At 61.8% G+C, this 19,906-nt stretch carries 16 protein-coding genes, 1 pseudogene and 1 CRISPR repeat array; of the genes and pseudogenes, 6 read left to right on the top strand and 11 right to left on the bottom strand.

The features are described from left to right. The first annotated feature begins 10 nt into the window (after positions 1-10). Positions 11-697: a metal-dependent hydrolase gene (locus EI28_RS05425; protein WP_048113300.1), complete on the top strand. Its 687-nt coding sequence runs from the start codon at positions 11-13 to the stop codon at positions 695-697. A 5-nt stretch (positions 698-702) separates the two neighbouring features. On the opposite strand, the gene EI28_RS05420 is transcribed toward EI28_RS05425, so the two are convergent. Next, entirely contained in the window at positions 703-1,284 is a 582-nt protein-coding gene (locus EI28_RS05420) for an archaellin/type IV pilin N-terminal domain-containing protein (RefSeq protein WP_048113299.1), read from the bottom strand. Next, positions 1,262-1,822, bottom strand: coding sequence for an archaellin/type IV pilin N-terminal domain-containing protein (locus tag EI28_RS05415; protein ID WP_048113297.1), 561 nt, complete (start codon positions 1,820-1,822; stop codon positions 1,262-1,264). Before EI28_RS05415 ends, EI28_RS05420 begins: the two co-directional genes overlap by 23 nt. A 144-nt stretch (positions 1,823-1,966) precedes the next feature. Between EI28_RS05415 and EI28_RS05410 the strand changes: the two genes are divergently transcribed. Together EI28_RS05410 and EI28_RS05405 are read left to right on the top strand one after the other, a co-directional pair. After that, entirely contained in the window at positions 1,967-2,938 is a 972-nt protein-coding gene (locus tag EI28_RS05410; RefSeq protein WP_048113293.1) for a DUF1616 domain-containing protein, read from the top strand. A 208-nt stretch (positions 2,939-3,146) separates the two neighbouring features. After that, the gene (locus EI28_RS05405) at positions 3,147-3,641 is read left to right on the top strand and encodes a hypothetical protein (protein ID WP_048113292.1); all 495 of its coding nucleotides are present in this window, start codon (positions 3,147-3,149) and stop codon (positions 3,639-3,641) included. Between the two features lie 265 nt (positions 3,642-3,906). On the opposite strand, the gene EI28_RS05400 is transcribed toward EI28_RS05405, so the two are convergent. The 4 genes from EI28_RS05400 to fdhF (EI28_RS05385) form a co-directional block, all read right to left on the bottom strand. Continuing rightward, entirely contained in the window at positions 3,907-5,145 is a 1,239-nt protein-coding gene (locus tag EI28_RS05400; RefSeq protein ID WP_048113291.1) for a Coenzyme F420 hydrogenase/dehydrogenase, beta subunit C-terminal domain, read from the bottom strand. A 2-nt stretch (positions 5,146-5,147) separates the two neighbouring features. Further along, the gene (gene fdhF / locus EI28_RS05395) at positions 5,148-7,214 is read right to left on the bottom strand and encodes a formate dehydrogenase subunit alpha (RefSeq protein WP_048113289.1); all 2,067 of its coding nucleotides are present in this window, start codon (positions 7,212-7,214) and stop codon (positions 5,148-5,150) included. 214 nt (positions 7,215-7,428) lie between these two features. After that, the gene (locus EI28_RS05390; RefSeq protein WP_048113287.1) at positions 7,429-8,580 is read right to left on the bottom strand and encodes a Coenzyme F420 hydrogenase/dehydrogenase, beta subunit C-terminal domain; all 1,152 of its coding nucleotides are present in this window, start codon (positions 8,578-8,580) and stop codon (positions 7,429-7,431) included. Between the two features lie 2 nt (positions 8,581-8,582). Next, the gene (fdhF, locus tag EI28_RS05385) at positions 8,583-10,649 is read right to left on the bottom strand and encodes a formate dehydrogenase subunit alpha (RefSeq protein WP_048113285.1); all 2,067 of its coding nucleotides are present in this window, start codon (positions 10,647-10,649) and stop codon (positions 8,583-8,585) included. Positions 10,650-11,076: 427 nt separating this feature from the next. On the opposite strand from fdhF (EI28_RS05385), the gene EI28_RS05380 reads away from it, so the two are divergent. Further along, complete coding sequence (locus tag EI28_RS05380) at positions 11,077-11,691, top strand: hypothetical protein (protein ID WP_231476602.1); 615 nt, start codon at positions 11,077-11,079, stop codon at positions 11,689-11,691. 50 nt (positions 11,692-11,741) lie between these two features. Here EI28_RS05380 and EI28_RS05375 read toward each other — a convergent pair whose 3' ends face one another. Continuing rightward, positions 11,742-12,671: a hydantoinase/oxoprolinase family protein gene (locus tag EI28_RS05375; RefSeq protein ID WP_048113281.1), complete on the bottom strand. Its 930-nt coding sequence runs from the start codon at positions 12,669-12,671 to the stop codon at positions 11,742-11,744. After that, positions 12,668-13,555 (bottom strand): ATP-grasp domain-containing protein, encoded by an 888-nt coding sequence (locus EI28_RS05370; RefSeq protein WP_048113280.1) that lies wholly within the window; start codon positions 13,553-13,555, stop codon positions 12,668-12,670. Before EI28_RS05370 ends, EI28_RS05375 begins: the two co-directional genes overlap by 4 nt. Before the next feature lie 83 nt (positions 13,556-13,638). Here EI28_RS05370 and surE point away from each other — a divergent pair, with 83 nt between their 5' ends. Together surE and rpiA are read left to right on the top strand one after the other, a co-directional pair. Next, positions 13,639-14,430, top strand: a complete 792-nt coding sequence (surE, locus tag EI28_RS05365) for a 5'/3'-nucleotidase SurE (RefSeq protein WP_048113279.1) — start codon at positions 13,639-13,641, stop codon at positions 14,428-14,430. 21 nt (positions 14,431-14,451) lie between these two features. Beyond that, positions 14,452-15,135, top strand: coding sequence for a ribose-5-phosphate isomerase RpiA (gene rpiA, locus EI28_RS05360; RefSeq protein WP_048113276.1), 684 nt, complete (start codon positions 14,452-14,454; stop codon positions 15,133-15,135). On the opposite strand, the gene EI28_RS05355 is transcribed toward rpiA, so the two are convergent. The 3 genes and pseudogenes from EI28_RS05355 to acs all read right to left on the bottom strand — a co-directional run bounded on the left by EI28_RS05355 (position 15,124) and on the right by acs (position 18,448). Next, a complete protein-coding gene (locus tag EI28_RS05355; protein WP_048113275.1) occupies positions 15,124-15,504 on the bottom strand; it encodes an ArsR family transcriptional regulator in 381 nt (126 codons plus the stop codon). The genes rpiA and EI28_RS05355 overlap by 12 nt on opposite strands. Positions 15,505-15,944: 440 nt before the next feature. Beyond that, positions 15,945-16,508 carry a TATA-box-binding protein gene (locus EI28_RS05350; protein ID WP_048113273.1) on the bottom strand — a complete coding sequence of 188 codons (564 nt, stop codon included), beginning with the start codon at positions 16,506-16,508 and terminating at the stop codon, positions 15,945-15,947. 42 nt (positions 16,509-16,550) lie between these two features. Further along, a pseudogene (gene acs, locus EI28_RS05345) lies at positions 16,551-18,448 on the bottom strand (acetate--CoA ligase). 624 nt (positions 18,449-19,072) lie between these two features. Further along, a CRISPR array of direct repeats spans positions 19,073-19,894; the repeat unit is 29 nt; unit sequence GAGTTCCCCACGCACGTGGGGATGAACCG. Positions 19,895-19,906: the final 12 nt, after the last annotated feature.

The raw sequence follows: 19,906 nt of genomic DNA, 5'->3' as shown, positions 1-19,906 counted from the left end.
TTCATGAAAAGTGTTCGTCGCCTGCCACCTCTTCCTCGGCCTCATCCTGGGCCTCGCGATCGCCGGACGCCTGGGCGACCGGCGGCTCATCGGCTTCTGTGCTCTCGGGGCCGTCCTCCCCGACCTGATCGACAAACCGGTCGGTCACATTCTTCTTGCAGGCACGCTCAATTCCGGGCGGATATTCGGGCACGGGCTGCTCTTTCTCGCGCTCCTGCTCATGGCAGGCATCGTCCTGTACCGGAGACAGGAATCCTTTGCGCTCCTCGCCGTCGCCGCCGGCGCACTCTCCCACCAGGTCATCGACGCGATGTGGGCGATGCCCGTCACCTGGTACTTCCCGCTCCTCGGCCCGTACGAGCCTTACGAGTACACCGGCTACTTCGGCGGTGCCATCCTGGCGGAAGTGTCGTCGCTCTCCGAATGGGTATTCCTCGCGGCATCGGCCGGTATCGCTCTCGCCGCCTGCAGGGGGTTCGGGCCCGGCATCTCCAGGCTCGCCGCGGCACTCGTCCGCGTATCCGTCCCGCTCCTTGGGATCCTCGCCCTCGCCTCCCTCCTCGCCTGGGCGGCCGGGGGCCCGGAGAGCGTCCTGATGGCCGGGGCGGGGCCGGAGGATTACCTGCTGCTCGCAGCGGTGGCGGCAGTCGGGGTTGTCGGGGCTATACGGCACCAGGATCTCCTGGATGCCGAATAAAGCCGTCAGTCAAGCCGGGTGATCGTGGTGACGCTGCCCGGCACCGTCCTCTCCACCCGGAGTGCCGGCCTTCCTGCCGGTTTGATCTCGACGGCAAACGTCCGGTACGGCCTGCAGTCCAGCATGACCATCGGCGAGACGTTCAGCACGTACTGCTCCCCGGCCTCGAGAAGATGATCGGAATCGGCGTTCAACCGTTCCTGGACACTCCAGCGCCCGACTGCGGGAACGACGTCGATGAGAGGCTCATTCTGGCGAACCGTCTCCTTATGCGTGGAGCCGATCAGGCGGACGGATACCGTGGTGATATCGATCGGCTCGCTGCCGGCGGTGAGACCGACCGGGACGATGATGGAATCTATCCTTCCGGGAGTGTTGCTGATGCCGTATACGCCGCCGGTCACGGTGAGGCTCGACCCGGCCTCCTGGATGCCCTGGTGAACGACGGATCGGCTCTCCTCGGAGAAGAGGATACCCGCCCCCAGGACGACGTACGCAAAGACGGCTGCAACGACAACGAATGCTATGAGCACGATCGCAGCCTCGAGTCCGGTGAACCCGGCTTCAGAAGAGTTCGACGTAGACATTCTTTCCAATACCGGCAGGAACGTTTCTGGTCAGCGCAGCGGTCTCCCCCCCTGCGGCGGTCATCTGGAGGGTGAACGTGTCTCCGCGCCCGACCTCCACGCTTTCCATCTCCAGTCTCACCGTGACGACCTCCCCCGTCTCAAGGAGGGGTCCGCCATCTTCCGGATACCGCCAGGTGACGTTTATGGCGGGGTCGCCGGGGGGGAACGTGATGAGGGTCTCCTTCGTGGCGACGGTGTAGGTCATGCTCCCCATATCGATGACGGCGAGATCGGTCGCGGTCTCGAGATCGAACTCTATGAAATCAAGAAAACCCTGATCGTTATCCAGCTTGGCGATGACCGACTGTCCCGGGCGGAGGGCGGATCCGGCTTCCCCGAGAGCGGTATGCATCGTCTCCTGGCTCTTCTGCGACGTGGTCATGCCCACCCCGAGAACGACGTACGCAAAGACCGCTGCGACGACGATAAAGGCGATGAAGACGATGGCCGCTTCCAGTCCGGTGAACGCCCGATCGTCCCAGTCTTCCCGGGGCATATGAATGCGGGTTGGTCGCGCTTCGATTAAAAGGTGCTGCTTTTTCCCGCAGTCCCGTCTTCATGGGCTCCAGGGGTTCGTATCCCCCAAACGGGCCCTCACCGGAGAACCTATTTATACCATGGCTTTTTATGGGGTAACAGAATGACAGCCGAAACCACCGCAGGCCTTCTCATCGGTTCCCTGGATCCCCGCACCATCCCCCTGGACTTAAAAGGCGTCTATCTCTGGGCCTTCCTCGCCCTTGCCGGCATCTACGCTCCAATCATCAGCGAGAGCCCCCTTCGTGTGGTTTTCGTCCTGCCGTTCATCCTCTTCATCCCCGGCTATCTCCTGACCGCGGCCCTCTTCCCGGCAAGAGACGACCTCGACGGAATAGAGCGCATCGCCCTCTCGCTCGGGGTCTCCATCGCCGCCGTGCCGCTCTTCGGCTTCGCGCTCAACTACACGCCCTGGGGAATCCGGCTCGACTCCATCACCGTCACCCTCCTGGCATTCAGTCTCGCCGTCGGCCTTATCGCGCAGTTCCAACGCCGCAAGCTGCCAGAAAAGAGCCGATTCGTGGTTCCTTTCGGCACATACCTCGCTGCGATAAAGGAGGAGTTTTCCGGAGGTTCTCCGTCCCGGTTCGACCGGGTCCTGAGCGTCGTCCTCATCGCCGCCGTCCTCGTGGCCATCGCGACGACGATCTTCGTCACCGCGGTCCCGAAAGAGGGGGAGAAGTTCACCGAGTTCTACATCCTCGGGCCGCGAGGAAAAGCAGCCGATTACCCGACCGAGTTCATGTCCGGAACGCCGCAGACGGTCATCATCGGGATCGGGAACCACGAGTACCGGGACATCACCTACACGGTGGAGACGTTTGCCGTGGAGAGCAGGTTCAATAACGCGACGAACCAGTCGACGATCGTCTCGGCGACGCCTCTCGACCGGTTTTCCGTCACGGTGCCGCACAACCGGACCGTGGAGCAGCCCTACTCCTTCCGAATCATGGACCCGGATACGAACCGGCTTGAGTTCCTCCTCTTCAAGGAGGCACCACCCGCAAACATCCCCAGAAACAATCTCACCGACGCCGGTTACCGCAACCTGCACCTCTGGCTGCGGGTGCACTAACCGGGAGTGGGTTGCAGGGGATCTCTGCACCGGGTCACGGTGGCGGTGCACCCCAGGATCCCGGAGACACCCCACACCCGGATCTTTCGAGATTTTATATTTTCAGAAGAATACACCGTAGAAAATCAGTTACCGGGTTGTTGAACACAGAGAAGATTTACCAAATGTTTAAATTTTCAAACAGTATATGGTTCACCGAGGTACAAGAATGAGAAGCGGGATTCTGATTGCCTTCCTCCTGGTCCTGGCGGTTACCGTGGCCCCGGCCGGGGCATTCACCACGGACAACCTTCTGATAGCCGTGGACGAGGACGGGAGTGGGGAGATCACCATTAACTACACCCTCTCGTGGATCGAGACAATCGCGGTCTTCTTCAAGATCGCCGATCCGGAGCGGGAGCTGAAGTTCGCGCTCGAGGATGCGCTGGGGGTCCCCGTAACGGTGGCCTCGGCCGAGAGCGATGTCGCTGTATTCTCCGTTCAGGAGTTCGCGGAGATTGAGAACACCGACGGAGGACGGGTCTACTCGACACCGGGACTCGACTTCACCGCGGCGCAGGAGGTAATCGACGGCTACTGGTTTGCATCGCTGGTCGAGACGGACCTCTCCCCGGGCCTGACGGTGGTCCGGTTCCCGGACGGCCACGAGGAGACGTTCTCCGACCAGAGCGCAATTCCGCCCCTCTCCCACACGGTTGAGTGAGCGGGGCTTATCTCTCTTTTTTTGCACGGAAAATCGTAGTTAAACCGGAAGCAGGCTACACTCATTCACATTCCCTGATACGGGTTCCTGCCTGCCATCAGGGAGAGGGGATGCAATAAAACGAGCCGCCGGCAGCCATACCGGACTTCGCGCGTGTCGCGGCTCAAAGACCTGTGGTCTTCTCACGCTTCGCTAACCATCCACCAATGCCGGAGAGCCACCGCTAACCGGTCGCAGCCTGCTAAAAAAAGGGAGAGATTTCTCCTTACTCGAAGATGTTGAAGATCTGGTCGCTGCCGGTGTCGGAGAGACGCTTGCGTTCCGTCTGCTCCTCGACGAGCGCGAGCACCGGGAGTTCCATGTCCACACCCGGGGTGTGGCCGAACATCTCCTGAAGGTCGACCTGCAGGGCGTGCATGAAGAGCGCGTTCGGGATATCCATCGCGCAGTTCTCCTCGCACTGGCCGCAGTTGATACACGAGTCCGAGATGTGAGCGTACCGGATCAGGTGGAACATGAAGGGCGGCGGAACCTGACCAGGCTCGACCAGGTAAGCCTTCTTCGTGCTGCACTCGACGCAGTAGCAGATCGGGCAGTTCTCGATGCAGGCGTAGCACTTGATGCACCGGCTCGTCGCGTCCATGATCTTCTTCAGGCGCTCCTTGCCCTCGCCGAGGCCCTCGAAGTCTCTCGCCCGCCACTTGTCGCCGAGCTTCAGCATCGCGTTCTCGACCTTGCCGCGGATCTCGATACCCTTCGGGTTCGCGGCCTCGGTCTTGAGTTCTCCGGCCTTTATGGCTGCATCAAGGAGGTTTGCACCCTTCTCAGAGCAGACCTCGACGAAGGTGGCTTTGCCGGCTTTCTCCCCGATGACGCCCCAGTTGCCGCAGGCGAGATCCGCCTGGCGCGGGACTTTCATCTTGCAGCGGCGGCAGTTGCTGCGGCGGCCGTAGCCTGCCTCCTCGAGTTCGTCCATCGAGATGCCCTTGTGCTGGCCGTCCTTCGTGACGATGATGAACTGGCCCTTGTCGATCTCTTCCTTGACCACATCGTCAGGGTCGACCTCGAACTTCTCGCGGATCATCTTCCGGGCGGCGACCGGGCTGACGGACCCACCACAGTTGAGACCGATCATCAGGACGTTGTCCAGGTTGACCTGGTTGCGCTTCGCGAGCTCGTAGAGGCCCATCGCATCGCAGCCTTTTACCGGCATGGCGATCCGCATGTTCTCGGCGCCGTCCAGGTACTTCTTGATCAGTTTCGAGAGCAGGAGCGTCCCGCAGTGGAGCGAGCCTGCCGTCTGTGCGATCTCGGCCGGGTCGGTGATGAGCACAGGCACAGCATCGTAGAGATCCTGTCCCTTCTTTACGGCAAAGACAGCGTCCACCATGCCGGACTTAAGCGCGTGCGTCAGCAGAGCGGTGACCGCTCCGCCGCACTCGCCCTTCTCCTGGCAGGCGGCGTCGGCTGCCCATGCGTAGACCATATCGCCTTTTGCTGCCATGTTCAGGCCTCCGTAATCTTCTCGACCTTCACAGCACAAGCCTTGAACTCAGGGATCTTTGCGATCGGGTCGAGTGCGTTGTTAGTCAGTCTGTTCGCTGCACACTCGGCGAAGTGGAACGGCATGAACATGACGCCCTTCTTGATCTCGTCGGTCACTTTCGCGGGGACGTCCACCGTGCCACGGCGGGAGGTCGCCCGGACCATCTCCTTGTCTGCTATGCCGAGCGCCTTTGCGTCCTCGGTGTTGATCTCGATCCAGCCCGTCGGGACCTCGGTATCGAGGGTCGCGGAGCGGCGGGTCATGGACCCGGTGTGCCAGTGCCAGAGGCACCGTCCGGTGGTGAGGATGTAGGGGTACTCCGCATCGGGGACTTCCGCCGGGGGTTTCCACTCGATGGGGTGCATCACGCCCATGCCATCGGGGTGCGAACACTTGCCGATGTGCAGGATAGGTGTGCCGGGGTGGTCCTCGGAGGGACAGGGCCAGTGGAGTGCTTCGGGCCGGTTGAGCCGCTCGTAATTCATCCCGTGGTAGGACGGCGTGAGGGCGGCGATCTCGTTGAAGATCTCCTCGGCGCTCTGGTAGGGGAACTGGTCGGCGTAGCCCATGGCGGCCGCCACTTCGCTGATGATCTGCCAGTCGACCTTCGCCTCGCCCGGCGGGTCCTGGGCCTTGCGCCACATCTGGACACGCCGCTCGGTGGAGGTCTGGGTGCCCTCCTTCTCTGCGTAGCAGGTGGCGGGCAGCACGACGTCTGCGTGCTGGGCGGTCTCGGTCAGGAAGATATCCTGGACCACCAGGAACTCGAGTTGCTCGAGTGCATGCTCCGCGTGGGTGAGGTCCGGGTCGGAGAGCATCGGGTTCTCGCCCATGATGTACATCGCCTTGAGCTCACCGGGGTTGTCGGTCAGGACGTTGAACATGACGGTGACCTCGTAGCCGTTCTTCGGCTCGCAGATGCCGTCGGGGAAGCCCCAGGCGTCGGCGAACTTCTTGTGGACGGCCTCGTCGATGACCTTCTGGTAGCCGGTGAAGACGACCGGGAGCGCACCCATGTCGCAGGCGCCCTGGACGTTGTTCTGGCCACGGAGCGCGTTCACGCCGCCACCACGCCTGCCGATGTTTCCGGTCAGCATCTGGAGGTTGGCGGTCGACTTGACGTTGTCGACACCGACGGTGTGCTGGGTGATGCCCATCGAGTAGAGGAGCGCGGAGGACTCGGCGGTACCGATCCATTCGGCTGCGGTCTTGAGATCCGCAGCGGCAATGCCGGAGATCTTCTCGACGTTCTCGGGGAGATAATCATCCTTGAGCACGACCGCTTTGAGCTCCTCGTATCCCTTTGCACGCTTCGAGACCCATTCCTTGTCCTCCCATCCGTTCCTGATGATCTCTCCCATCAGGCAGTTGAGGATGGCCACATCGGTGCCGGAGTAGAAGGAGGCGTAGAGATCGGCCTGCTTGGCGGTCGGCGTGTAGCGCGGGTCGAAGACGATGACCTTTGCGCCGTTCAGCTTGGCCTGGACGATCTTGCGGCCGATCAGCGGGTGCTGCTCGAATGTGTTGGACCCGATGACGAAGACGCACTTCGACTCGGCGATATCGAGGATGGAGTTGGTCATCGCACCGGAGCCGAACGAGGCGGCGAGACCGGCGACAGTGGACGCGTGGCAGAGCCGGGCGCAGTGGTCGATGTGGCGCGTCTTGAAGACGCCGCGTGCCAGTTTCATCAGCAGATAGTTCTCTTCGTTCGAGACACGGGCTGAGGAGAGGCAGGCAATCTCATCGGGCTTGTAGGACTTGAACTTCTGTGCGATCAGGTCGTAGGCCTCGTCCCAGGTCGCCTCGACGAATTTGCCGTCCTTTTTGATGAGCGGCTTTGTGAGGCGGTCCGGGCTGTTCACGAATTCGTGAGCGTAAGTGCCCTTGGGGCAGACTTTTCCCTCGTTGACCGGAGAACGCTTGTAAGGTTGTGTGCCGACAACCTTCCCGTCCTTCACAACGAGGTTGAAGCTGCACCCCGTACCGCAGTACGGGCATGTGGTCTGTACATACTTGAGATCCATGGTTAAAACCTCGGATACATAGAAATACGGGGTTCAGAATATTTAACTATAGTGATTAACACCCACTTTTTTGATGAATAAGTGTGGGGCAAAGCATGCTTTTTGCCGGGAGCCCGGTGCGATATCGACCATTCTTGTCCGAACAGGCATTCAGGAGCATGAAATCGACCGGATCCCGGATGCGCTCAGGAATAACGCGTCAGACAAAAAAAGGTTAGTTGGTGTAGGGTGCTTTCCCGAGCTTGGGCTCGAACGTAGTGTCGCCCTCGGATCTGATGGCGTGGGAGAAGAGCGCAAGCGGGATGTCCATCGGACAGAGCTCCTCGCACTGCCCGCAGTTGATGCAGGAGTCCGAGATGTGCGCGAACCGTCGGAGGTGGAACATCGGGTTCGGCGGAACCTCTCCGGAGGTGACCATCCTGGAGTTTCCTTTGAGTTCGTCCGCTACCGGGAAGCAGACCGGGCAGTTCTCGATGCAGGAGTAGCACTTGATGCACCGGCCGGTCTCGCGGGCGATGGTGCCCCAGAGATCGGAGGCGAGCGCCTCGAAGTCCTTCTTCCGCCACTTGTTGCCGAGATTCAGCATGGCGCCTTCGACCTTGCCGCGGATCTCGATCCCCTTCGGGTTCGCAGGCTCGGTGTTGACGGCCCCGGCTTTTGCGGCGGCGTCAAGAAGTTGTGCCCCCTTCTCGGAGCAGACCTCGACGAACGTGGCGTTCCCGGCTTTCTCCCCGATGACGCCCCAGTTGCCGCAGGCGAGGTCCGCCTGGCGCGGGACCTTGTAGAGGCACCGGCGGCAGTTGCTGCGGCGGCCGTAGCCCTCGTCCTCGAGGTCGTCGATCTTGATCCCTTTATGGCCGCCCTCATACTCGATGATGAACTGGCCCTTGTCGATCTCCTCTTTGTGAACCAGGTCGGGGTCGACCTCGAACTTCTCGGCGATCATCTTGCGGGCCAGGACCGGACTGACGGAGCCGCCGCAGTTCACGCCGAGCAGGAGGAGGCGGTCCATATCGACCGCATTCCGCTTCGCGAGCTCGATAAGGCCCATCGTGTCGCAGCCCTTGACGGTGACGCCGAGTTTCGCGGTCTTGTTGTTATCGAGGTAGTCCTTCACCAGTTTCGAGAGCAGGAGCGTCCCGCAGTGGAGCGAGCCCGCCGTCTCTGCGATCTCCGCAGGATCGGTGATCACGGTCGGCACCGCGTCGTAGAGGTCCGCACCCTTCTTGACGGCAAGGACAGCGTCCACCATGCCGGACTTCAGGGCATACTGCTGCAGGGCGGTGATCGCACCCCCGCACTCCCCCTTCTTCAGCACATCGGCGTCTGCCGCCCACGTGTAGACCATATCGCCTTTAGCTACCATGTTCAGGCCTCCGTAATCTTCTCGACCTTCACAGCACAGGCCTTGAACTCGGGGATCTTTGCGATCGGATCGAGTGCGTTGTTCGTCAGGACGTTCGCGGCACATTCCTTGAAGTGGAACGGCATGAACATGACACCCTTCATGATGTCACCGGTCACCCTCGCGGGGACGTCGACGGACCCACGGCGGGTGACGGCACGGATCATTTCCTTGTCCTTGATGCCGAGTGCCTGCGCGTCCTCGGGGTTGATCTCGATCCAGCCGGTGGGGACCTCATGATCGAGGGTCGCGGAGCGGCGGGTCATGGTGCCGGTGTGCCAGTGCCAGAGAACACGGCCGGTCGTGAGCACGAACGGATACTCCGCGTCGGGAACTTCCGCCGGCGGTTTCCACTCGAGGGGCGCAAAGACGCCCATGCCATCGGGGTGCGAGAACTTGCCGATGTGCAGGATAGGTGTGCCGGGGTGGTCGACTGCGGGGCAGGGCCAGTGGAGTGCTTCGGGCCTGCTCAACCGCTCGTAGTTCATCCCGTGGTAGGACGGCGTGAGGGCGGCGATCTCGTTGAAGATCTCCTCGGCGCTCCGGTAGGGGAACTGGTCGGCGTAGCCCATCTTCGCGGCGAGTTCGCTGATGATCTGCCAGTCGACCTTCGCCTCGCCGGGCGGGTCCTGGGCCTTGCGCCACATCTGGACGCGCCGCTCGGTGCTGGTCTGGGTGCCGTCGCGCTCCGCGTAACATGCCGCAGGCAGCACGACGTCGGCGAGTTCGGCGGTCTCGGTCAGGAAGATGTCCTGGACCACCAGGAATTCCAGGTTCTCGATGGCGTGCTTGACGTGGGTCAGGTCCGGGTCGGAGAGCATCGGGTTCTCGCCCATGATGTACATGCACTTGAGCTCGCCGGGGTTGTCGGTCAGGACATCCATCATGACGGTGACCTCGTAGCCGTTCTTCGGCTCGCAGATGCCGTCGGAAAAGCCCCAGGCGTCGGCGAACTTCTTGTGGACGGCCTCGTCGATGACCTTCTGGTAGCCGGTGAAGACGACCGGGAGCGCACCCATGTCGCAGGCGCCCTGGACGTTGTTCTGGCCACGGAGCGCGTTCACGCCGCCGCCGCGCTTGCCCAGGTTGCCGGTGAGCATCTGGAGGTTGGCAGTCGACCGGACGTTGTCGACGCCGACGGTGTGCTGGGTGATACCCATCGAGTAGAGGAGCGCTGAGGACTCGGCGGTGCCGAACCACTCGGCGGCGGTCTTGAGGCTCTCTGCGGGAATACCGGAGATCTTCGAGACGTTCTCAAGGCTGTAAGTGTCTTTCATGACGACTTCCTTGAGTTTCTCGTAGTCCTTCGTCCGGTTGGCGATGAACTCCCTGTCTTCCCAGCCGTTCTTGATGATCTCCTGCATCATGCAGTTGAGGATGGCGACATCACTGCCGGACACAAACGGCATGTAGAGGTCGGCCTGCTTCGCGGTCGCGGTGTAGCGCGGGTCGGCGTAGATGATCTTCGCGCCGTTCTTCTTCGCCTGCATCACCCTCCGCCCGATGAGCGGGTGCTGCTCGAATGTGTTGGACCCGAGAATGAAGACGCACTTCGACTCGGCGATGTCGCCGATGGAGTTGGTCATCGCACCGGAGCCGAACGAGGCGGCAAGACCCGCAACCGTGGATGCATGGCAGAGCCTGGCGCAGTGGTCGATGTGGCGGGACTTCATCACACCGCGGGTGAACTTCATCAGCAGGTAGTTCTCTTCGTTGGAGACACGGGCCGATGCAAGCGCCGCGAACTCATCGGGTTTGTACGACTTGAACTTCCGGGCGATCAGGTCGTAGGCCTCGTCCCAGGTCGCTTCCTCGAATTTGCCGTTTTTCTTGATGAGCGGCTTCGTGAGGCGGTCCGGGCTGTTCACGAACTCATGAGCGTAGGTCCCCTTGGGGCAGACCTTTCCCTCGTTCACGGGTGAGCGGCGGTACGGTGCCGTTCCGACAACTCTGCCGTCCTGGACGACGAGGTTGAAACTGCATCCCGTACCGCAATAAGGGCACGTTGTGGCAACATACTTCAGCGTCATGTTTTTGTCACCTCTGTGACAAAACGACAATCAGGTGTTAAGCTACTTAAATTATGGTAGTTAACCTGATCCGCCACCCCCTTCGCCGGCAGCATTGGAGGACAAACAACAATCTGCATCCGCTCTTTGGGTTTTTACATGCATAAGAATCACCGGAACACCGGCTTTAATCGGGATCGGAACCAGACATAAGTGCTGAACCGGTGCTCCGCGGAGGCATCTCCGGGCAGTCGGGAGCCAGGAAAACCGTTCCGAATCTGCGCGACAAGGGCCAAAAAGAAAAAAAACGTGCGTTTTCCGGGGCACTCCCCTGCGCGCGGGAACGTTTATCCGTCCGTTCCCGTTTGACAGGAGATGTTATTATCGGTGGATGCATACCCCATTCATACAACTTCCACGGGAGAGAGTTGCCATAGCGAAGAAAACAGTGCCGATCCCACCGATGCTCGTCGATCTGGTGGGAAACGCCCTCGCGTCGATGGACGGGGTGATATTCGCCGATCTCGACGCCTGCCCGTCGTGCGGGGGTCAGGTGATCGGGCATGACATGCGGGCAAAACGGTTTGCCGTCATGCTCGATAACGGGAGAGAACGCACCATCCGGGTCTTCGTGAAGCGGTTCTACTGCCAGGACTGCGGCGCCCTCTGCTATGCGGACGCTCCTTTTTATCCCGATACCCGTCTCGCGTCGCCCATCGTCGATCTCTGCCTTCTCCTCTCACGGCAGATGCCCTTCAACCAGGTAGCGCAGCATCTGCGGGCGATGGGGATCGTCGTCGACCGGGGCACGATCCGGAACTACGCCTCCCGCGACTTCGGGGCGATCCCCGCAACCGATCTCTTCGGCTTCCTGTTACCGCTCTCCCTCTTAAACCTCGCCACCTTCACCCTCGACCGTGAGCGGCGTCCCATCGTAGGGGCAGAAGCGCTCGCCGCCTGCGGTTTCCCACCCGCAGGCAGGGCATCGCTTCACGGCAGGGGGGCGCCCGAAGAGCGGGATCAGCGGTATGAACAGGAAGAGAAAGAAGAACGGGAATCCTAGCGCCAGCGATATTGCCGTGACGGCGACCGATACCGCGAGCAGAAGAAGGGTCAGGTTCCACCGGAATGCCGTAGCGCCACCTCCCTGACAGCGTATGCCGGCAGTGCGTCCGAAACCTCCCCGATCTCCTCTTCAAGCGTAACGCCGCCGAGTTCGCGGGCAAAGAGGTTCGCTCCGATACCGGCCGTGATCACCCTCCCGGCACCGCTCCGGGATACTGCCTGCTCTACTGCGCGGGCGATCAGCGTTCGCTGGGCATCCCAGAACTGCCGGGCGACATCCAGGGCTCCATCTCTCCCGATCTCATCGATATCGGCGCAGACCACCCGGGCAAGTCTCCGTAGCGCTGCATCGAGGGTCTTCTCGCCGTTGTCGGGTGCAGGCGAGGTGTAGTCCTCCGGGGCGATGTGGCCGAGCACGAGGTGCGCGTCGCCGCTTGCGGCGAAATACTCGGTGCTCACCGGGGTCGCCGTCCCGTCGAGCATGACCGACGATACCAGCGTCGCGACGTTCGTCCGGAGCATGCCGGTGTAGACGAGGTACTGTTCCTGCAGCCGCCGGGTGTCGGTCAGCCCCCTGAGGTCCTCGAAACGGTTCAGGGGGACGACGTCGGCGGTGGTGCTTCCCACGTCGAGGAGCACCGCGTCGGCGTAGTTCTCCCGCAGGCAGTCGGCCGACGCCAGCCAGTTCGCGGCGGCAAGGGCCGGAACCGGCCGGGTATGGAACGCCGCGTCGGTGCCGTAGAAGACGGCGCCGGGGATGACCTCCTGCACCGCCCCGACGATCCACCGGATGCCGTCCATCTTGCTCGCAAAGCAGTCGGCGAGCTCCCCGCTCATGACCACGGCGGCGGGTTTTCCGGCATACGGTTTGAGGAGATCGGCGAGCGGCGCGCCCTGCCAGAGCGGACAGTAGTGGATATGCACGCCCGTATCGTCGACGACCTTGAGGTTTGCACCGCCGATGTCGATCCCGATCATAGCCGGTGAAGCCCCCCGTCCTTGTCGAACCGCACCCTCCCGGAGAGGTGCACCTCCGCCGCGCCCTCGCCGTGCGACGCTGCAACAAGGATATCGGCGATCTCCTCTTCCATGACGGCCGCGATGCCGACCAGGCTGGTCGTGGGCCTCGGGTTGACGTCCACGACGTAGATCCGCTTCCCGACGACGACATCGATCCCGGCATACCCCTGGCACCCGAGGACGTTCATCGTCCGCACGGCGACATCGACGATCTCCTCCTCGTGATCGGGATGGACGGGCGTCTCTCCTCCGAGGTAGAGGAACCTCCCGTCGTCCGCGAAGGCGATCTCCTGTTGGTTGACGGCGAGCAGGAGCGCCGGGGCGCCCGAGTAGAACTCGCAGACGTTGCCGGTCACCCGGCTCCCCACAAGGCTCACACTCAGCGCCTCTCCTTCGACGTAGGCCTGTGCAAACTCGCCGGCCCCCGGCTCCTCGTCCGTCAGCCGGACACCGAGGGCGCCGCAGCCCATGATCGGCTTGACGACCCTCTTCCCAACACCAGCTGCGGGGGGGACGGCTATCCCGTTCCGGGAGAGGATGTCCGCCGCCCGCAGTTTGTTGGCACAGACCGCCGCGTTCATGCTCCCGCACCCGATGTTGTGGGTCAGTCCTTCAAGGAGGTGCGTGTACCGGAAGAGGAGATGATCCGGCGCGATGACCAGGCCCACATCGCACTCCGGCGCGAGCCTTTTGATCTCGCCCTCGAAGTCGGGGCTCTCCGGCGTCACCACGTCGTAGCCGCACCGCTCAAAACTCTCGCTTATGGCGGCGAGCATGGCGGCGCCTTCGGGGGCAAGCTCGGGGTCATTGCATACGGAGTATTCGGCGAGAAAGACCTTCATTGCAGTAGAGGTCAGCTGCAAACGACTTGACCCTGACGATCGGGCAGGTTTTTGATGCGCGGGGACCATCCCTATAGACAAGGATGAAGCCCAAGATTCTGCTCACCAACGACGACGGGATAACCTCTACGGGACTCTGGGCGGCATACGACGCGCTCGCGCCGATCGCCGACGTCACCGTGGTCGCGCCCGCCACCCAGCAGAGCGCCGTAGGAAGGTCCATCTCCATCTTCGAGCCTATCCGTGCGAACCAGGTGACGATGAACGGCGTGACCGCCTACTCGGTCGGCGGGAAACCGACCGATGCCGTGATCATCGGGCTGTTCGCGCTGCGCCTGAACCCCGACCTCGTGGTCAGCGGGGTCAACATCGGCGAGAACCTCTCGTTCGAGTCGATCATGACCTCGGGAACCGTCGGGGCCGCGCTCGAGGCGGCGAACCAGGGGGTGCCGTCTCTTGCCTTCTCGCTCCAGGTGGAGGATCAGGGCGACAAGTTCGACGACCCCTCGCGGATCCCCGACCGGTACTCCGATGCGAAGCGGGTGGTCCGCGAGACCTGCGAGAGGGTGCTTGCAAACGGGTTCCCCCCAAAGGCTCACGTCATCAACGTGAATATCCCGGCACAGGTGCGCGGGGGATACGAGATCACCCGTCTTGCCGAGAAGCTCTTCTACACCGGCGTGGAGGAGCGCCTCGACCCGCGCGGCCGTCCCTACTACTGGATCGACGGGCCGCTGTACGAGGATGCGGAGGAGGGCACCGACGTGCATGCGGTGCAGAGGGGCAACGTCTCCATCACGCCGATCACCCTCGACTGCACTGCGTATGCCGCCGCGGACGAACTCAAGGCCATCTTCGACGGTATGCATATCTGAACGGGAGGAGAAGAGTACAGCATGAGTGCAGCAAAGCGGAACGCAGGCTACCGGGCGGCAGAAGAGGTCGAGGACGGGATGGTCGTCGGGCTCGGCACCGGGTCGACCGTCTTCTTCGCGATGGAGCGGCTGGGCGAGCGGATAACAGAGGACGGGCTCTCCATTGCCGGCGTCCCGACGTCCTACCAGGCGGCCATCCGGGCACGCCGGTACGGCATCCCCCTCACGAGCCTCGACGAGCACCCCGAACTCGATATCGCCATCGACGGCGCCGACCAGGTCGACCCGGCTCTCCACCTGATCAAGGGGCGCGGAGCCGCGCTTCTGCGGGAGAAGTGTGTCTGCGACGCGGCACAAAGAGCGGTCATCGTCGTCGACGGGACAAAGATGGTGGAGACCCTGGACGCGCCCGTGCCGGTCGAGGTGCTCCCGTTCGCCGTGGAAGCGGTCTCCCGCCGGCTTGCGGCGCTCGGCGCCGACCCGGTCCTCCGGGAAGGGGTGAAGAAAGACGGACCGGTCGTCACCGACAACGGCAACTTCATCGTCGACTGCAGTTTCGGGACGATCGCGGACCCCGGACGCCTGGAGACGGAGATCGCCTCGATCCCCGGTGCACTGGAGTGCGGCCTGTTCTGTGCCTACGGAAAAAAGATAACGGTTATTGTCGGTGAGGAGACGGGTTGCAGCGTCGTGTCACTGCATTGAGATGCATTCCCGCATCTTCTGGATAAGGTCTAACTGATGCCGGGCTTCCTTCTTCTTTTCTTTCTCGATTGTATCCATGATCTCCGTTATTGAGCGCGAGAGCGTGTAGATCTTCACCGGCCTTCCCTTGCTCTCCGACTTGCTCTCGCGGGTATCGATCCAGTCGCATTCTTTGAGGTAGCGCATGGCGATGCTGACTTCGGGCTGGCGGAGATCGGTGCCGCGCTCGATGTCCCGGGATGTCGCTTCCTCGGTATTTGCCAGGTATACGAGCACTTTGGAGACGTTTCGTTTGATACCGATACCCATCAGGAGCTCGGCGAGTTCTTCATCGCGTGGCGTAAAATACCGTACCTTATCGGACCTCATCCATTCACCATCAGATAGTTATCTATTGTTTTAAATCTGACTATAAAAATATTATTATTTCAATAGGAGATCAGGCGATTGTGATTGTTTTAAGTGAATAGATGAAGCATCAAACCCATGAGAACGCTCTTTTCTTCACCGGATCACGCTTCCACAGGCAGCAAGAGAGTGCTCTCCGGCGGGAGAGATGAACGATCGGGATGACGGGGTGGCCGGAAGACGGCGGTCACACCATCGGCCCGGGGCTACCCGCGGCTACCCGGTTGTGCCGGAGATGCGAAACGGCCCTTATGGGCAGCCAACGGCCCAGAGGCCCTTATGGGCAGCCAACGGCCCAGAGGCCCTTATGGGCAGCCAACGGCCCAGAGGCCCTTATGGGCAGCCAACGGCCCAGAGGCCCTTATGGTTCTTTAAAAAAAAGAAGGACTATCAGATGAGTTTCAGATGAGACCGAGACTGGAGAGTTCGGAGAGAATCCGCTTTACCGCACGCTGGGCATCCTCGGGCACCTTGCCGCCCGTGATGATCAGTTTGCCGGACCCGAACAGGAGGACGACCACCTTGGGGTCGTCGAGCCGGTAGACGAGCCCGGGGAACTGCTCGGGCTCGTACTCGATCTTGTCCAGGTTGAAGCCCACGGCAATCTTATTGAGGTTGATCGGCGTCCCGAGGTCTGCGGATGTGACGATGTTCTGGATCTTATACTCCGGGTTCTCGGGGATGTCGATGCCGAGCGCCCGCAACTGGTCGGCGAGGATATCCAGGCCGCGCGAGAGGCTGTCGATGCTCTTCGCACCGGTCAGGACGACCTTACCGGAACCGAAGACGAGCGCGGCGATCTTCGGGTCCTGCATCCGGAGAACGACGCCGGGGAACCGCTTTTTATTGTATTCCGCGTCCTTCAGCTGGGACGCAAGAGAAGGCAGATCAAGGGATTCCGTCACTTTCGCGGAAGCGACGATATTTTCTATCTTGAGGGACTCCTCTGGTCTGTGCTCATTCATATATATAGCATGCTTAAAAAAGGTATATAAATAGTTGGTTTTCTACTCTTCCAATGTCGAGATATCACCGGGGTCCATACCCAGCTCCTGTGCTTTCAGGACCCGCCTCATGATCTTGCCGCTCCGGGTCTTTGGGAGCGACTCGACGAAGTTAATCTCGGACGGTATGGCGATGGGACCGAGCGTCATCCTGACGTGGTAGACGAGATCGTTTCTCAGTTTCTCACCGGGTTTTTGGCCGTTCCTGAGGATGACGAAGGCTTTGATGGCGTTCCCCTTCAGGGCGTCGGGTATCCCGATGACGGCAGCCTCCGCCACGGCCTCGTGGGAGACGAGGGCGCTCTCGACCTCGGCCGTCCCGATGTTGTGCCCGGCGACGACGATCAGGTCGTCGGACCGTCCGATGACCATGATGTAGCCGTCCTTGTCTTTCACCGCGAGGTCGGCCGCCGTGTAGCAGCCGGGGATGGTGTTCCAGTACTTGCAGTACCGCTCGTCGTCGTTCCAGATCGTCCGCATCATCGACGGCCAGGGCTCCTTGACGACCAGGAGGCCGCCCGTGCCCGGCGGACACGGGTTGCCCGCCATATCGACGACGTCCGCGACGACGCCCGGGATCGGCTTTCCGGCGAATCCGGGGCGCATCGGCTCGCCGATCATCGTGGTCACCATGTGCATCCCGGTCTCGGTCTGCCACCAGGTGTCCACGATCGGGCACCGGTCTTTGCCGATGGTGCGGTAGAACCACTCGAACGCCTCGGGGTTGAGCGGTTCGCCGACCGATCCGAGGATGCGGAGCGACGAGAGGTTGTAGCGGTCCGGCCACTCTTCGCCCACCCGCATGAACATCCGGATGGCGGTCGGGGCGGTGTAGAAGATGGTGACGCCGTACTCCTCGATGAGGTCCCAGTAGGTGCCCGGGTCCGGGTAGTCGGGGGTGGCCTCGGCGATGAGGCAGGTGGCGCCGTTCAGGAGCGGGCCGTAGACGCCGTAACTGTGGCCGGTGATCCACCCGGGGTCGGCGGTGCACCAGTAGATGTCGTTGTCCTTGACGTCGAAGACGTGGCGGGTGGTGTGGTAGGTCCCGACCATGTAGCCGCCGCAGGTGTGCACGATGCCTTCGGGGATCCGGTGGTGCCGCTCGTGTACAGGATGAAGAGCGGGTCTTCGGCATCCATCGGTTCGGCCGGGCACTCCCGCTCGACGCCCTCCATCAGGTCGTAGTAGTCCACCTCCATCTCGGGGTGGAGCTCCACGGGCTTGTCGTCGTCGCGCCGGAGGATGACGATCCGCTCGACGGAGGGTGCGTTGACGACCGCCTCCTCGACGATATTCTTGAGCGGAATTGCCTTACCGCGCCGGTAGGTGACGTCGGCGGTGACGACCACCTTTGCATCGGTGCCCGTGATGCGCTGGTTGAGTGCGCTGACGCCGAACCCGCCGAAGACGACCGTGTGGATCGCTCCGATCCGGGCGCAGGCGAGCATGGCGACGATCTGTTCGGGCACCACCGGCATGTAGATGCAGACGCGGTCGCCCTTCCCGACGCCGAGACGCTTCAGGCCGTTTGCGAACCGGCAGACGGCCTGGAAGAGCTGGCGGTAGGTGAGGATCCGCTCCTCCTCTTCGGTCTCTCCCCGCCACATGATCGCGACCTTGTTGCGCCGCTGGTTGTAGACGTGGCGATCCAGGCAGTTGTGGGTGATGTTGAGTTTGCCGTTGAGGAACCACCTGGCGTAGGGGTAGTTCCACTCCTTCACCCGGTCCCAGGGCTGGAACCACTCAAGCTCCTTGGCGACGCAGTCCCAGAACCCGTCGGGGTCCGCAAGGAACTCCCGGTAGGCCTGGTTGTAGTCCCCGACCCAGGACTGCTCCCTGCAGCTGGCTTCGGGGGTATAGTACTTCGCCTCCTCGAGTTTGATATCAAAATTTTCCGCCATCCGTGTACCTCAATTATACATTATTAATAATGTATATTGTATATCAACATTCTGGTTGCGGGGACGGTTTCGTCAGAGGGGTCCTGGCCGGGAATGGTTGCCGGGACCGCACCGGGAGGGGTGTCTGCCAAGCAGAAGTGTGCAACCTTTGAGGGATTTTGGCGGATTGGCACGCGGAGAGCCTGTTCCGGCGGCCGGTTCCGGGATGGCTTCCGGGCTCCGTTCGAGGCAGGGTATCGCGCAAAGCCGGGAGGGATCGATTGTATACCTGCGACCAGAACTGACCATGCGTCACGGTGCCCGATGAGATGAACCAGACCAACAAAAGCGCGCGAGCACGAGATGTCTGCAGGGGCTCTGCTGCCGGTCGAGGACTGTGCGAGGCGAAAGGAGGTGCGGATGGTCCAGGTGCGGCACCTCTCTTTTATTCAACTGTGTTGTCGGCTTCGCTGAAGAATTGCTTCTACTCTCATACCAGTTCTGTCTGCACACATTGGGCGGCACCAGAACGGTGATATGGTATTGCGATGAGAGTAATGGTATACTCTCCGGTAACGGAGGGTTTTCCTCAGAGAAATGGCCCGGATGGAAGGAACCATCCTTCCAGGGGTAATAAGGAGAAGAGAGTTCCCCACGCACGTGGGGATGAACCGAATATAGAAAAAAGTCTCCCTGCTCGTGCCCTGAGTTCCCCACGCACGTGGGGATGAACCGAGCCCGGACCGCATGGACGCGCTTGTATGGGCGAGTTCCCCACGCACGTGGGGATGAACCGATGTCAGAGTTCCGCAAGAAGTTCTCCTGCGCGAGTTCCCCACGCACGTGGGGATGAACCGGTGCCGGCGGGGCTCAACACCCCCCACGCGGTGAGTTCCCCACGCACGTGGGGATGAACCGGATTGCACGCAGGCTCGTATCGGCTCCGGCAGGAGTTCCCCACGCACGTGGGGATGAACCGGAGTATCAACGCGAATATAGCGCACTGTATGTGAGTTCCCCACGCACGTGGGGATGAACCGAGATCATAGCAGGGTATCACAGACTTGATGAGGAGTTCCCCACGCACGTGGGGATGAACCGGGGGCCGTGGTCTATCAGGTGCGGAACATGCAGAGTTCCCCACGCACGTGGGGATGAACCGTTAAAGGGCTCCTGGCATTCGTCGTCAAACGAGAGTTCCCCACGCACGTGGGGATGAACCGACCCGGAAGCGACGGGGCCGGGGCCGGGTCGGGAGTTCCCCACGCACGTGGGGATGAACCGAGAAGGCCTTCGAGATCCTCGAAGAGGCGGCCGAGTTCCCCACGCACGTGGGGATGAACCGATCTCACTGAGATCCTGATCGACTTTTTGCCAGAGTTCCCCACGCACGTGGGGATGAACCGGCCCGGTCCAGCCCGGTCGCCCGGGCGGGGTCGAGTTCCCCACGCGTGTGGGGATGAACCGGCGCTGGCCGAC

The organism is Methanoculleus sp. MH98A (genome assembly GCF_000691865.1).
In the GTDB taxonomy this organism is placed as follows: Archaea; Halobacteriota; Methanomicrobia; order Methanomicrobiales; family Methanoculleaceae; genus Methanoculleus.
This window is presented reverse-complemented; position numbering and strand designations above follow the sequence as displayed.

Excerpts from the sequence above, each read along its gene's own strand:
- EI28_RS05420 (WP_048113299.1), bottom strand. The coding sequence starts at position 1,284 with ATGTCTACGTCGAACTCTTCTGAAGCCGGGTTCACCGGACTCGAGGCT.
- EI28_RS05415 (WP_048113297.1), bottom strand. The coding sequence starts at position 1,822 with ATGCCCCGGGAAGACTGGGACGATCGGGCGTTCACCGGACTGGAAGCG.
- EI28_RS05410 (WP_048113293.1), top strand. The coding sequence starts at position 1,967 with ATGACAGCCGAAACCACCGCAGGCCTTCTCATCGGTTCCCTGGATCCC.
- EI28_RS05405 (WP_048113292.1), top strand. The coding sequence starts at position 3,147 with ATGAGAAGCGGGATTCTGATTGCCTTCCTCCTGGTCCTGGCGGTTACC.
- EI28_RS05400 (WP_048113291.1), bottom strand. The coding sequence starts at position 5,145 with ATGGCAGCAAAAGGCGATATGGTCTACGCATGGGCAGCCGACGCCGCC.
- fdhF (WP_048113289.1), bottom strand. The coding sequence starts at position 7,214 with ATGGATCTCAAGTATGTACAGACCACATGCCCGTACTGCGGTACGGGG.
- EI28_RS05390 (WP_048113287.1), bottom strand. The coding sequence starts at position 8,580 with ATGGTAGCTAAAGGCGATATGGTCTACACGTGGGCGGCAGACGCCGAT.
- fdhF (WP_048113285.1), bottom strand. The coding sequence starts at position 10,649 with ATGACGCTGAAGTATGTTGCCACAACGTGCCCTTATTGCGGTACGGGA.
- EI28_RS05375 (WP_048113281.1), bottom strand. The coding sequence starts at position 12,671 with ATGATCGGGATCGACATCGGCGGTGCAAACCTCAAGGTCGTCGACGAT.
- EI28_RS05370 (WP_048113280.1), bottom strand. The coding sequence starts at position 13,555 with ATGAAGGTCTTTCTCGCCGAATACTCCGTATGCAATGACCCCGAGCTT.
- surE (WP_048113279.1), top strand. The coding sequence starts at position 13,639 with ATGAAGCCCAAGATTCTGCTCACCAACGACGACGGGATAACCTCTACG.
- rpiA (WP_048113276.1), top strand. The coding sequence starts at position 14,452 with ATGAGTGCAGCAAAGCGGAACGCAGGCTACCGGGCGGCAGAAGAGGTC.
- EI28_RS05355 (WP_048113275.1), bottom strand. The coding sequence starts at position 15,504 with ATGAGGTCCGATAAGGTACGGTATTTTACGCCACGCGATGAAGAACTC.
- EI28_RS05350 (WP_048113273.1), bottom strand. The coding sequence starts at position 16,508 with ATGAATGAGCACAGACCAGAGGAGTCCCTCAAGATAGAAAATATCGTC.